Origin of the sequence: Haloechinothrix salitolerans (genome assembly GCF_042662605.1) — a bacterium.
GTDB classification, from domain to species: domain Bacteria; phylum Actinomycetota; class Actinomycetes; order Mycobacteriales; family Pseudonocardiaceae; genus Haloechinothrix_A; species Haloechinothrix_A salitolerans.
In genome coordinates, this window is sequence record NZ_JBHSXX010000001.1 from 2,395,524 (window position 1) to 2,408,637 (window position 13,114).

Genomic DNA, 13,114 nt, shown 5'->3' on the forward strand with positions numbered 1-13,114 from the left:
TCCTCATCTGTCGGCGGGGGCTCGGGTGCGGGCGAGGTCGGCCAGGCGTGTCCGCTGGCGGGTGTGCAGGGGCAGCCAGACCGGCCCGGCCGGGGCGTGGAGGTCGTCGCCGCTGGCGGTGGCGATGTGCCAGCCGACGTCCCCATCGGCCAGCGCGGGGCCGGTGTGGTCGACCGCGGCCAGTCGCTCGCGCAGATTCGCCTCACGGGCGGGTGAGTGGAGTCCGAACAGCACCCAGAACCCTTGGCGTTGCTGGGTTTTCCGCGCCGGGTGCGGCCCGCCCGCGCGGGCGAGTTCGGCGTAGCCGTCGAGTTTCTCGACCACGCGGGTGAGCGGTTCGGTGCCGGTGTCGTGCTCGTAGCAGGCCACCAGCTGAGTGCTGTGCTCGCGGTAGACGAGCAAGGCGTCGGGCCGGGCCAGGCCGCCGCAGTCGGCGGTGGCGGACCGTTCGCCGTGCCACAGCCGCAGCTCGGCCTCGTCGCTGCTGCGGGCGTGCGCGGACAGCGCGGCGAAGACGTCGTTAATGCCAAGCAGATGGGCCAGCCGGGGATCTGCGGCCAGGCGCAGCACCTGCTCGCGGACGCTGCTCGGCCGGGGCGGGGCGAGCCCGCGCATGGCCGCAAGCACGCCGTGTCCGGCCACACCGAGGGTGTAGCGCCAGCCGGTGAGTGCCCCGTTCGCGGCGGGGTGGCGGAACCGGTCGAGCACGTGCCAGTGCCACAAGGCGAGCAGGCGCCGTTGCGCCCGGTTGAGGTTGGGATAGGGCAACAGGTCGGCGATCTGGCCGCTGGTAAGCACGCGGTGCTCGTCCAAGAGCCGCAGCAGGGTCCGGTCCCGCTCGGTGAGCCGGGAGGCCAGCTCGACCGGGTCGGCGATTCCGCCTCGGTGGCGAATTCGGCGGCGCGCAGGAGGGCTCGTTTCGGGTGTGTTTCCGTTGTCAGGCATAGGAATCCTCCAGTTACGGCCTGCGGGGTGACGACCAGTGCATCCGTGGGGATGGCTCAGTCGAGGTCGCCGTCGAGATCGACGTCGGTGCCTTCGTGCGGGGCGCGGGTGGCGAAGGTGCGGCGGCTGCGGGCGCGGTCACGAGTGGCCCGGTCGATGCCGTGCGCGCGGGCCGCGGCGCGCAGCTCACCGGCTCGGCCTTCGATCACGGGCGGCGGCGGCAGGGTGCGCAGCGTGAAGCCGGTGGTGTCGCGGTTGTCGACCGACAACCGGCACGCGGCCTGAAACTTGGCCAGCCGGGTGAGATCGCCCGCGTCCAGGTGCGGGCCGACATGGGCGGCCAGGTGCCGGGCGTCGTCCGGAGAGACGCCGAAGAACAGCTTGTTGCGGGCGTTAGCGTCCAGCGCCTTGGCCAAGCTCGGGGTGAGCTGGTCGAGGTGCTGGTGCGCGAGCACCCAGCCAACGTGGTAGCCGCGAGATTCGGCCAGCGCGTCCCCGAGTGGGGTGGGCAGGTTCAGGAAGTTCTGCGCCTCGTCGATCAGGATGGTGGCGTCGGCGCGGGTGTGCTCGGGTTGGTGCGACCGGCCGATCGCGGCCTGCCACAGCGAAGCCACGAGCAACGATCCGACCAGCCGCGCGGAATCTTCGCCGAGTTCGCCTTTCGGGAGGCGGGCGAGCAGGATGCCGCCGTCGAGCACGTCGGCCGGAACGAACGAGCTGGTGGCGGTGCCGTAGAGGTCGGCGACGAACCGGCGGGCGGTGACCGCGCGGAGCTTGGACAGCACCGGACCCGCCTGCTGGGCCGCGGCCGAAGGGGTGAGCTTGTCGTAGGCGCTCCAGAACGCCCCGATCCCAGTCGGGTCTTCGCGCCGGATCCCGCGGGTGGCCTCTTTGCGGAAGCGGGAATTGGTAAGCAGCAACGGAATGTCGGCCAGCGTGGAGCCGGGACGGCTGGTGAGGGTGTAGGCGGCGGCGCGCAGGGTGTCTTCGACGCGCGGTCCCCACCAGGAGGAGTAGATGCGGTGCAGCGTGGACACGAGGTGTTCGGCGACGGTCTCGCCGCCGAGGCCCGCGGGGTCGAGCACGTTCAGCGCTGCGGGAGCGCTCTCTTCGTCGGGGTCGATGAGCACGAGTCGCTCGCCGGCGTCTTTGGGCATTCGGTCGAGCAGGTCGCGGATGAGGTCGCCGCGGGGCTCGATGACGGCGACGCCGCGTCCGGCCTCGATGTCGGCGAGCGCGAGGTGCAGCAGCTCGGTCGACTTACCTTTGCCGGTCGTACCGGCGATGTGGAGGTGGTGGCGGGCGTCGATGACGGGGAGCACGACTTGGCGGGCCGGTCCGGCGTCGGTGAGACCGAGCGGTTTCGGTGTCTGGCGGCGGCGGTCGTTGGCCGGGCGCAGCGTGAGCCGCGCTGGACCAGCTACCGCTGCGGAGTCCGTGCGTCCGGCCGTGGAGTTGGACTTTTTGTTGGCGGGCAATGACAACCCCCTTTCGCTGGGCAGTCAGAGGCGGCGCGTGGTGTGCCGGGGCGCGGGCACGCTGCGGGCCTGGCCGCTGGCCAGCGCCTCGGTGCGGGCGGGCAGGTGCGCCAAAGCGGCCAGCTCCCCGGCGGACAGCAGCGCCCCGCGGCGCAGCCGCCGCGCCTCGATCACGACCCGGGGTTTGGGCAGGCGGTGGCGGGCCAGGGCGTTGCGCCCGGCCAACACGGCGAAGGCACCGAAGAGCGCGTCGGCGATCCCGCGGACTCGCTCGGCGGCCTGCGGCCCGTGATGCGTGGTGGCGGCGTAGTAGCGCAGCACGACTTCCCACTGCGGCTGCTGCTTTTTCGCCCGGATTTCGCGCAGTTCCTCGGTCTGCTGCGGGTCCAGCCGCCGCGGCGACTGTTCGCTGGTGCCGTGGGTTGTGGCGGTGGATTTGCTGCCGGTGACGATCTCCATCAGCTCGCGCACCAGCACCGATACGAAGCTGGCCAGCGCCGAGCGGCGTCCTGGTCGGCCGGAGTGCATTCGGTCCACCGTGCGCCGGTAGCGGCGCAGCCGTCGGCCGACTGCGGGCCGGGCGAGGATCTGCGCCACCGCGGACTCGCCCTCGGTGAGCTGCCCGGTCACGGCTTCCAGCGCCCGCAAGGGATCGGCGGACTCGTCGCGCGGGTCGGGGACGCGCAGCGGCAGGTGCTCGGGCCGTTCCGGGCGCACGGTGCCGCCAGTGACCACCAACCCTGTCTTACCCGCAGGCTCCGATTCGCCGCCCTGCCTGGGCGGGGGCGTGGTGGGGGCGTGGTCGAGGACGAGGGTGCCGGGCCAGGCGGCGCGCAGCGCGGCGTCGATCCGGGCCGTCGGCACTGGCCCCGGCAGCCACAGCCGGACGGCGAGGTCCTCGCCCGCCGCGAGGTGGTACTCGACGGCCAGGTGCGGCACCCCGGCGATGAGCCGTTTCCAGCGTGGTGGGGCGAGGCTGGGCAGGTCCCACCACAACCGGCGCGCCCCGGCCAGCGCCGTCGCGGGGTCGAGTCCGGCCGGGGGCAGCACGGTCACCACCCGCGCCCCGTCGTACCACCGGCGCCGCGCCGCGCTCCGCAGCCTCGCCAGCACGGCGAGGCAGGCGGTGGCGAGAAGGGCGAGCACGATCAGCAGCACGAGATGCTGCAGGGTCCAGGCGCAGGCGCGTTCGGCGGCTGTGGTGAGCGCGTCGGCGATCTCGGGCGCTGGGTTGGTGATCGAGGCGAGGATGTTCGAGGGTGTGCTCATGGTTCGAGGTCGTCCTCTTCGTCGGTCGAGGTTCCTGACAGGAACTCCGGGTCAGTTACCGGAATTTCCTGACGTTCGTTTGAGTCGACTGTCGTTCTTGGTTTCGTTGGGCCTGGCCAGGTGGGTTCGGTTCGTTGGCGTTGACTGCGCGACACGCCGTCAGGATTTCCGACAGATCGCCGGTGTTCGTGAGACTCTGTCGTTCTCGGGCAACTCAGGGTCCGCTTCTGGAGGTTCCGGTGACGTTGGCGGTGGTGCGGTCGCTGGACGGGCCGCGGAAGCTGAGCACGTCTGAGGAGTTGGAGGATTTCGAGCAGGAGTTGGTTGATCAGTACTTGCTCGCGTCGATGGGCGCGGGTTCCTGCGACAGCACGTTGGTCAATGACCGCTCGGCGATCTTCGAGTTCATCCGGTTTATGGGGCGTCCTGTGTGGACGGCGCAGCCGGGCGACGCGGACCGGTTTCTTGTGTATCAGCGCAAAGATCTGGGTCGCGCGCGGTTGACGGTGCAGCATAAGGCGTGGGCGATTGGGCATTTCTTCGATTTCGTGATCGGCCGCTACCAGGGCGATATTCAGGCGCTGACGGGGTGTGTGGTCACGCAGCCGATCGATGAGCACAATCGGCCGTCCCGGGCTGATGACTCGGTGGTGCGCGTGCCGCCTTCGGACAGCGAGGTTGAGGGCTTGTTCGCGGCGTGGCGGGATTCGTTGGGGGATGCCCGGAAATTCCGTACTGCGGCGCGGGATTATCTGGCGGGGTCGTTGTGGCGCCGGGCGGGTTTGCGGATCCAGGAGACCTGCATGCTCGACATGCGGGACTGGCGCCGCGATCTGGGCGAGTACGGCAAGGTGCATGTTCGCTTCGGTAAGGGCAGCCGGGGACGGGGTCCGAAGACACGGCTGGTGCCGGCGATCAACTCGGTGGCGGAGTTGCTGGATTGGTGGCTGGTGGATGTGCGCCATCAGTTCGGCGACGACTGGGAGCATCCGGACGCGCCGCTGCTGCCCAGTGAGCGGCAGGATCCGCATACCGGCCTGTCCGGTCGGGTGGGTGATCAGACGTTGCGGGACGGGCTCGCGGCGGCGACCGGGCGATGGCTGCCTGACTGGGTGGGCCGGTTGACACCGCACACGCTGCGGCACTATTGCGCCTCGTCGTTGTACGCCCGAGGCATGGATCTCAAGGCTATACAAGAAATCTTGGGTCATTCGTGGCTTTCCACGACGACCTCGTACATCAACCCTCGGGAATTGCATCCAACGGGCGAGAAACTGCGGGTCGCCTGCTGAGAGCGCTTCGGCAATGCCGGTGGTGGGCGGCTGCGACACGCCGTCTGACCTGCGTCGCTTGCCGAGTGATCCCGTTAGGTGCATGATCCCTGCCCCAAACGGTCCTGGTGATCTTGGTTTGGAGGCGTGGTGGGACGGGGTGATCTGGCCGGCGCGGCGCACCTGGAGCTGGTCTCGGGTGTGGTGCAGTTGCGGCCGGAGGACGCCATGGTGGAGGCGATGCTGCGCGGCTGGCATGCTCAGCAGACGGCGCGGGGGCTGCAGGAGTCCACGATGGCCCCGCGGGTGCGATTGGTGCTTCAGTTCATCTCGTTCACCAATGAGTACCCGTGGAGCTGGGGACCGGCCCATGTGGACGAGTGGACGCAGTGGCTGACCAGCGAAAAGCATCTGACCCCGGCGACGATCCGGAACTATCAGACGGATCTGCGGTTGTTCAGCGAGTACCTGTGCGACGCCCGGTATGGCTGGGCGGCCGCGTGCGAGGGCGAGTTCGGGCCGGGGGTGCATCCGGTGCCGATCTGCCACGAGTGGAACACCATCGCCCACCTCAACGAGTACGAGGGTGATGCCGAGGCGCGGCCGTTCACCCGCGAGGAGTTGCAGCGGTTCCTCGACTACGCCGACGACCAGGTCGACCGCGCGGTGCGGGCGAAACGCAAGGGCGCACTGGCTGCCTATCGTGATGCCACGCTGTTCAAAGTCGCCTATGCGTGGGGGTTGCGCCGCACCGAGACGTCCAAACTGGACATCGCCGATTGGGGCCGGAATCCGGCGGCGCCGGAGTTCGGCCGGTACGGGATGCTGCACGTCCGCTATGGCAAGGCGGTGCGCGGGCAGCCACCGCGGCGGCGGAACGTGCCCTCGGTGATGGGGTGGGCGGTCGAGGCGGTGGCCGACTACGTGGACAACATCCGTCCGAGGTTCGGCTGCGACGAGCACCCGGCGATGTGGGTCACCGAACGCGGCGGAAGGGTCAAACCGGCGGAGGTCAATGCCCGGTTCGTCGCCTACCGCGACGCCCTCGGCCTGCCGAAACAGCTGACGCCCCACTCGCTGAGGCACTCGTGGGTCACCCATCTGACAGAGCAAGGCGTGGATCGTCGGTTCATCCAGGAGGCCGTGGGGCATCGGTGTGACACGTCGACGGCGATCTACACCCATGTGTCCGGTGACTTCATGAACACCGCGCTGCGCAAGGCGTTGAACCCGGCCTTCGACCCGCAATGTCGGAAGGAATCGTGAATGACCCGCAAACTCGACTACCGGTGGCGGCTGCGAAACGTCATGGCCGACCGGGGCCTGTTCGCCACCACCGACCTGATCGAACCACTGGCCCAGCGCGGCATCCACCTGTCGTCCAGCCAGGTCTACCGGCTGGTCGCCGAGCGGCCTGAACGGTTGAGCCTGAACGTGCTGATGGCGTTGCTGGACATCCTCGACTGCACGATGGACGAGTTGATCGAGCCGATCGCCGGGGCCACCCCGCTTCGCCGGTCCAAGGCTGTCGGCGATACCGAGGCCGGGGTCGGCGGTCTGCGCCCCAAGCGGGCCCGCATCACCCGCGTCGACGGGTAGACCATGCCAGTCCCGCTGGCACCGGAGGTGCTCGCCAACCCTATCGGCGTCATCGTCGACCTTGTCGCCGCACGCGAGCCCAACTTGGACCGCACGGTGATCGAAGCCACGGTGACCGGTGTTGCCGGGGGCCGGGCCAAGCGCCGCGGCATGGCCCAAGCGCTGCTTGAGAAGCCAGTGCTGCTGGCCGACGGTCGCTCCCCAGCACCCAGGGGTGTCGGGGATCTGCTCATCGCGCTGCGCGAGGCCGGCGCGATGGAAGTTTCGCCGCCGGTCTGCGCTGAATGCGGTAAACCCCTGCGCACCCTGCAGCGCCGCGGCCAGGACTGGTACTGCGGCGTTTGCGGTCCCCGGCGAGACGCCTGCGCGGCCTGCGGCAAGGTCCGGCCGGTGAACTGCCGAGACCGGGACGGGAATCCGCGATGCGCCCACTGCCCGCCCGATGCGGGTCGGGATCCCGTCGACATCGTCGTGGGCGTGGTGACCGGCGTGGATTCGACACTGTCGGCGGACGTCGTGGCCGCCGCAGTTCGTGCGACAGTGCCCGGCGCCGGACGCCGCTATCAGCTCGCATGGGCGGTGCAAGATCGGCCCGAACTGCTCACCGGGGCTGGCGCTGAGGCACCCGTTCTCGCAGTGCTGCGGCTGGTCGACAAGCTCCGCGACGCCGGAGCGCAGGCCATCGTGCGCCCGTCCTGTCCCGGCTGTGACCGAGTCATCCATTTGCACCGCCGGATCGACGGACAGTGGCTGTGTCGCAACTGTGTGGCCAAATCCCGCGCCCAACCCTGCTCGCGCTGCGGCGTGGTCCGCGAGGCGGCCACCCGCGACGAGCACGGCCAACCGCTGTGTCCGAACTGCATGATCACCGACCCCGCCAACCAGGAAACCTGCCTCGACTGCGGCCGACGCCGTCCCGTCAACGTTCGCACCGCCGAGGGGCCGCTCTGCGGCAGCTGCGTGCCATACAAGACCCTGACGTGCCAGATCTGCGGGAAGGACGCACCCTGCGTGATCTCCCAGGCGACCGGCACGCCCTGGTGCCGGGCCTGCAGACAGCGGTGGATTCGTTGCGTCGGCTGCGGCGAAGACGCACCGATCCGTGGCGGCACCCTCGATGAACCGCTCTGCGCGAGCTGCGCCCGTCCCGACCCTGGCTTCTGGCGCAGTTGCCCCAACTGCGGTCAACCCGACCGCATTCACGCTGGACGGTGCGCCCGCTGCGCCGTCCAGCAGCGGCTGCGCGACCTGCTCAGCAACGACAGCGGCGAGATTCGCCCCGAACTGCAAGGCCTCTACGACACCCTTGCCGAGGCAAAACGACCCACCACGGTCGCGAACTGGCTCAACAAGAGCGCCGCCCCGGCGATCCTGCGCGATCTGACCGGGCAATCGCTCACCCACGCGTCCCTGGACGCGCTGCCCGAGGAAAGACGGTCGAACACCTGCGCAGCGTCCTGGTCGCCATCGGAACGCTGCCGCCACGGGATGAGCAGATGGCGCGGCTGGAACGGTGGATCACCGACATCGTCGCCGACCGTGCTGACCCCGACGAGCGGCAGATGCTGCACCGCTACGCCGTCTGGCATGTCATGCGGCGGCTGCGTGGCCGAGTCAAGGGCGCCGACACCACCCACGAGCAGGTCGTCGCTGCGCAGCGGGTTATCAAGGCCGCCATCACCCTGCTCGATTGGCTCACCGATCACAGGCTCACGCTGGCCACGGCGCGGCAAGGCGACCTGGATGCCTGGCTGGCCACCACGAAACGCAGCTACCGCACCGAGGCCGGCAACTTTGTCCGCTGGGCCAAGAAACAGAAACTGACCCAGCTCGACTTCCCAGCCACGAGGTGGGACGGACCCTCCGGCCTCATCGACACCGAAACCCGCTGGACACAGGCTCGCTGGCTGCTGCACGACGACACGCTCAAACCCGAGGACCGCGTCGCCGGGCTGCTCGTGCTGCTCTACGCCCAGTGGCCCGCCGCCCTCAGCCGCCTCACCATCGACCACGTCGAACACCACGACAACCAAGTACGCCTGCGGCTCGGACGCGAGCCGATCGAGCTGCCCGAACCCCTCGCTGAGCTCGTTCTCCAGGTTGTCGCCGCCCGCCACGGCAAGGCCGTCGTCGGCGACCAGGGAACCTCCCCCTGGCTGTTCCCCGGCGGTCAGCCCGGCCGGCCCATCAGCGCATTCGGCCTCGCCGAACGTCTCCGCAAGCTCGGCATCAACTCGGCCCGATCCCGATCCGCAGCGCTGTTTCAGCTCAGCACCGAACTGCCTGCTGCCGTCCTGGCCCGACTGCTCGGCATCCACATCACCGTCGCCGTCGCCTGGCAACGCGCCAGCAGCGGCGACTGGACCAACTACGCCGCCGAAATCAGCCGCCGAAGCAGCCGATGAAGCCAGGAATTCGGACAGTTCTGATACCTGAGTCCGCCAGAGCATGTCCAGTCCGAGCATGTCGAGCACGCGTGGGCGCTGGCTAATCAGCGGGTGGCCGCGCGTCTGGGAACCGAAGAGGAGGGAGAATCCGATGCGGTGGAACCTGCGGATGAAGGCCGCTGAGGCGGGGATCTGGAAATCCACGGAGATGCGCCGCCGCCTCGCCGAGGCGGGCCTGGAGATCAGTGCTGGCAAGATGTCGAACTTGTGGATCGGCAACCCGGCCACGATCCGGCTGGACGATCTCGACGTGATCTGCGCGGTCTTGGACTGCGAGCCGACCGAGTTGCTGATCCGCGAGCCGGACAAAGTCGCGGCGCGTCGGCCCCGGACAGCGGCGACGGGCACGGTCGCGCCGATCACGCCACGGTTGGGGCGCCATAGATCGGTGCCACCGGCATGACCGGCCGTCCGCGTCTGTGCCAGGTGTGCGGTGTGCGGCCGCCGGCGATGCGGGAGATCCCGTGCTGTTTCGAGTGCTGGCCCGGTGGCCCGGTCACACCGCCCCCATGCCGCACATGCGGATCCACAAAGGACTACTACACGTCCGGGCTGTGCGCGCGATGCCATAGCCACGCCCCAGGCGAGAAGTCGCCGCGGTGGCAATCGCCCGGCCTGCTCGCGACGCACACGGTCGTCGTCGACGCGTGCCGCGACTGCGACGCGTGGGGCGTGACCCGCACCTATGGCTGGCTGTGCGTGGGCTGTCGCAGCTGGCGCGAACGCAACCCCCGAACCGCCATCTGCGCCAGTTGTGACCGCGAAACCCACGTGGCCGCCAACGGCTCGTGCCGGATGTGCCACAAGAACCGCAGCCTCCACGCCCGCGCCATCGGGCAGCCACGGCCGAGCAAGATCAGTCTGATCGAGGCGAACCGGTTCGGGCAGCAACTGTTCTTCGCCGGCATGTGGCACCGGGAAGGCCAAGGCAAGATCCCGTACGTGAAGAAGACCGTCCCGCCGGACATGTCGTTGCTGCGCCCGGTGGTCTACGAGCAGCTGGTGCTGCTGGAGTTGCCGCGAGATCTGAAAGCGGGACTGCGTAACGGTTTTCCCCCTCCGCCGGACGCTGCCAGAGAAGCGGCCTGGCACCAATTCGTGCGGGATCACGCTGCCGCGCACGGCTGGGGCAAGAACGTCACCGAGCGCGCCCAGCGGGCGATCCGGATGCTGCTGGGCACTCAAGACACTCCCGGTGCGGCGATCCGTGCCAGCGATGTGCTGCCGCTGTCGCTGATCCGGCATCCCGTGCGGCCGGTCCTCGACGTGCTGGCCGCCGCGGGAATGCTTGCCGACGACCGGATCCCGCCCGCCGTGCGCGTGTTTCACACGCAGATCGCCGGGCTGCCCGACGACATGCGTCACGAACTCGGCGTGTGGTTCGACATCGCCCGCAACGGCAGCCCCAGCCCGCCTCGGTTCCTTCCCCGCGCCGACAGCACAGTGCGTTCGCAGCTTGGTTTCGCACTGCCCATCATCCGGTCGTGGGCGCGCACGCACACCTCGCTGCGCGAGATCGGCCGCGACGACGTCCTCGCGGCTTTGCCGCCCAGCGGCAGCCCACGCAGTTGCGCGTTGCAAGGGCTGCGATCGATCTTCCGGATACTCAAGGCCCGCAAACTCACCTTCATCAACCCGACCGCGCGCATCAGCGTCCCGACTCCGGAAAAGCAAGTACCCGCACCGATCGATCTGACCGCGCTGCGCGCCGCGCTCAACTCCGACGATCCGACCCGCGCGGCTTTGGCGGCACTGCTGGCATTCCACGCCATCCGGTTGTGGCAACTGGTTGCTCTGGAACTCACCGACGTGCGCGACGGGAGGCTCTTTCTGCCCGACCGTGTCGTGCCGCTTGCCGAACCTGTCCGGGTCCGGATGTCGGCTTACCTCGACTACCGGCAACGGACCTGGCCCAACACCGCGAACCCGTACCTGTTCGTCCACTACCGCAACGTCAACACCACCAGAGCCGCGACGCCGTGGTGGATTCGCCGACGGCTCGGCATGCCCGCGCAAGCGATCCGCCAGGACCGCATCCTCGACGAAGCACACGCCACCGGCGGCGACATCCGCCAACTCTGCGACCTGTTCGGCCTGTCCATCGCCGGCGCCTACCGCTACACCAGCAGCGTCGACCATCCCGGCATCGCTGAATACGAAGAATCCACAAAGGAATGACGATTCCATAGTTCCCCAACTCCAGGATTCAGCTATCCTCATCAAGCACCAGATACCCAGAGTTCGTTTGCGATTCCGGCAAAGTTGCCAGGAACTCTGGGGAAGTGGTGATCAGCTCGTCCTCGGCGTCGGAGGCCAGGGCGTGGAAGGCCACCCGATTCGTGCCGGAGACCAGGAGCGCTTCGCCCGGTCCCGCGGCGAGCAGATACGCGCGTTCGCCGTCGGAGAGGCGGAAGGCGTCGGCGATGGTGTCGATGGCCTGGGTGGACTGTCGCAACAGCACCTGCGTCGAGGCGTTCGACACGATCGCCTTGCCCAAGTCGCTGGAGAGGACGTCTCCGGCGTCCTGGGAGACGAACGCCAACCCGGCCCAGTACTTGCGCGCGCTCTTGGCGAGCCGGTACAGGAACTTCGCCGCTTCGGGCTGGTGCATCAACAACCACGCCTCGTCCACGACGACCAGGCGGCGGCGCCGGTGGTGCGGATCGAGCACCCGCCGCCACACCGCATCCAGCGCGATCAGCGTCCCGACCGACTTGAGCTCGTCGGGCAGGTCCCGCAACGAGATCGCCACCAGATGCCCGTCCGGCGAGCGCGTGGTCGGCCCGTCGAACAGGCCGGAGAACGAGCCCGACACATACGGCGTGAGCCGCGCCGCGAGATCGGTTCCGGTCGGGTCGCCGGTCTCGGTGCTGTCGTCGTCGAGAGCATCGGCGAGGCCGGACAGCAGCGGCGCGGGCCTGCCCCACGTGCGGCGGTCGCCGGTGATGCCGACCCTCGCGTAGGTGGCGGTGACCGCGCGGTCGAGCACCGCGGTCTCCTGCGGCGACAGCGGCTCGCCGAGCATGACCGCGAGCAGGGTGTGGATGAACAGCGCCCGGCGGGTCAGCGCGTCCGGGATTCGCTGCGCCCCGGGTGGAAGGTCGAAGGGGTTCAGCCGCACGTCGGGTGCGCCGAGGCGCAGGTAGGTGCCGCCGACCGCGTCGGTCAGGCGCTGGTATTCGTCTTCGGGGTCGATGACGAACACCTGCACCCCGACCTCGCCCTCCGGCGTAGGCCGGTGCGGATCCGGGTAGAGCGAGCGCAGGGCTTCGAGCTTGGTGAAGTAGGACTTGCCCGCGCCGGAGCGCGCCAGGGTGACGGAGTTGTAGTTGTCCTGGCCCCACCGGTCCCACAACACCAGCCCGTTCGAGCTGGCGTTGACGCCGTACAACCGGCCGGTGAGCGGGGCGTGCGGTGACGGGTCCGCGGCGGGCAAATCCGGGCTGGTGAAGGGGAAGCTCGCCGCGAGCGCTGGGGTGTCGAGGGTGCGGCGCATCCCGAGCAGGTCGACCCCGAGTGGCAGGGTGGAGGTCCAGCCCTGCACCGACCGCCATGCCGCGGGTTGGGCGTCCAGCAGCAGCGAGGACGCCAGCGACCGCACCTCTTCGACTTCGGCATCGAGATCCTCGCGCGTGGGGGCGTGCACCGTGAGATACAGCCCGACGCGGAACAACTTCGACTCGCCGCGCGCCAAGGCGAAGGCCATGTCGGCGGCGTCCGCGGCGGCGGCTTCGGTCTCCGGATCGTCCAGCTTGCCGTCCCGTGCTGCGGAGCGGCGCGCGGACTCCAGGCGGCCCTGCTGCTTGCGCAACCTTTTCGCCGCGGTCGCGGGGTTGAGCGGGTCGACGTGCAGCGCGACATCGAGTCGTCCTGGGTAGGACAGGAGCGGCTCGAGCCATCCGGCGCCGACTTCGGCGGGGTAGCCGGTGATGGCGAGGGTGGCGGTGTAGCCGTCCCCGACGCGCAGCCACCGCGGCCCGACCTCGACCGCGTCCGGTCCCGCCACCGCGCCCGCCCCTGTCCCGGCCGACCCGGACGAGGGGGCGCGGCCGAGGGCGTGGCGGGCGGCGCGGCGCAGGAGTCCGTTGGTGCTTGGTGAGTTCAT

General features: G+C 69.4%; 10 protein-coding genes. 6 read left to right on the top strand and 4 right to left on the bottom strand.

What is annotated here, in order from left to right:
• Positions 1-3 precede the first annotated feature (3 nt).
• Genes ACFQGD_RS11285 through ACFQGD_RS11295 form a run of 3 tightly spaced genes read right to left on the bottom strand, consistent with a single transcriptional unit; the run spans position 4 to position 3,692 of the window.
• Positions 4-945 carry a replication-relaxation family protein gene (locus ACFQGD_RS11285; RefSeq protein WP_345400432.1) on the bottom strand — a complete coding sequence of 314 codons (942 nt, stop codon included), beginning with the start codon at positions 943-945 and terminating at the stop codon, positions 4-6.
• A gap of 56 nt (positions 946-1,001) precedes the next feature.
• Positions 1,002-2,423 (bottom strand): type IV secretory system conjugative DNA transfer family protein, encoded by a 1,422-nt coding sequence (locus tag ACFQGD_RS11290; RefSeq protein ID WP_345400429.1) that lies wholly within the window; start codon positions 2,421-2,423, stop codon positions 1,002-1,004.
• A 24-nt stretch (positions 2,424-2,447) separates the two neighbouring features.
• Complete coding sequence (locus ACFQGD_RS11295) at positions 2,448-3,692, bottom strand: hypothetical protein (protein ID WP_345400426.1); 1,245 nt, start codon at positions 3,690-3,692, stop codon at positions 2,448-2,450.
• 239 nt (positions 3,693-3,931) lie between these two features.
• Between ACFQGD_RS11295 and ACFQGD_RS11300 the strand changes: the two genes are divergently transcribed.
• The 6 genes from ACFQGD_RS11300 to ACFQGD_RS11325 all read left to right on the top strand — a co-directional run bounded on the left by ACFQGD_RS11300 (position 3,932) and on the right by ACFQGD_RS11325 (position 11,187).
• Positions 3,932-4,984, top strand: coding sequence for a tyrosine-type recombinase/integrase (locus ACFQGD_RS11300; protein ID WP_390221040.1), 1,053 nt, complete (start codon positions 3,932-3,934; stop codon positions 4,982-4,984).
• Between the two features lie 129 nt (positions 4,985-5,113).
• Positions 5,114-6,229 carry a tyrosine-type recombinase/integrase gene (locus ACFQGD_RS11305; RefSeq protein WP_390183717.1) on the top strand — a complete coding sequence of 372 codons (1,116 nt, stop codon included), beginning with the start codon at positions 5,114-5,116 and terminating at the stop codon, positions 6,227-6,229.
• Positions 6,230-6,562 carry a helix-turn-helix domain-containing protein gene (locus ACFQGD_RS11310; RefSeq protein ID WP_345390872.1) on the top strand — a complete coding sequence of 111 codons (333 nt, stop codon included), beginning with the start codon at positions 6,230-6,232 and terminating at the stop codon, positions 6,560-6,562. It abuts the gene before it with no gap.
• Positions 6,563-8,058: 1,496 nt separating this feature from the next.
• On the top strand, positions 8,059-8,967 hold the full coding sequence (locus ACFQGD_RS11315; protein WP_390221041.1) for a hypothetical protein: 909 nt from the start codon (positions 8,059-8,061) through the stop codon (positions 8,965-8,967).
• Between the two features lie 133 nt (positions 8,968-9,100).
• The gene (locus ACFQGD_RS11320; RefSeq protein WP_345390902.1) at positions 9,101-9,412 is read left to right on the top strand and encodes a helix-turn-helix domain-containing protein; all 312 of its coding nucleotides are present in this window, start codon (positions 9,101-9,103) and stop codon (positions 9,410-9,412) included.
• 32 nt (positions 9,413-9,444) lie between these two features.
• Positions 9,445-11,187: a hypothetical protein gene (locus ACFQGD_RS11325; protein WP_345390905.1), complete on the top strand. Its 1,743-nt coding sequence runs from the start codon at positions 9,445-9,447 to the stop codon at positions 11,185-11,187.
• A gap of 28 nt (positions 11,188-11,215) precedes the next feature.
• Here ACFQGD_RS11325 and ACFQGD_RS11330 read toward each other — a convergent pair whose 3' ends face one another.
• Positions 11,216-13,114, bottom strand: coding sequence for a VirB4 family type IV secretion system protein (locus ACFQGD_RS11330; RefSeq protein ID WP_345390908.1), 1,899 nt, complete (start codon positions 13,112-13,114; stop codon positions 11,216-11,218).

What these genes read in the sequence shown, in the direction of transcription:
- ACFQGD_RS11320 (WP_345390902.1), top strand. Translation starts at nt 9,101, where the DNA reads ATGCGGTGGAACCTGCGGATGAAGGCCGCTGAGGCGGGGATCTGGAAA.
- ACFQGD_RS11315 (WP_390221041.1), top strand. Translation starts at nt 8,059, where the DNA reads ATGGCGCGGCTGGAACGGTGGATCACCGACATCGTCGCCGACCGTGCT.
- ACFQGD_RS11330 (WP_345390908.1), bottom strand. Translation starts at nt 13,114, where the DNA reads ATGAACTCACCAAGCACCAACGGACTCCTGCGCCGCGCCGCCCGCCAC.
- ACFQGD_RS11310 (WP_345390872.1), top strand. Translation starts at nt 6,230, where the DNA reads ATGACCCGCAAACTCGACTACCGGTGGCGGCTGCGAAACGTCATGGCC.
- ACFQGD_RS11295 (WP_345400426.1), bottom strand. Translation starts at nt 3,692, where the DNA reads ATGAGCACACCCTCGAACATCCTCGCCTCGATCACCAACCCAGCGCCC.
- ACFQGD_RS11285 (WP_345400432.1), bottom strand. Translation starts at nt 945, where the DNA reads ATGCCTGACAACGGAAACACACCCGAAACGAGCCCTCCTGCGCGCCGC.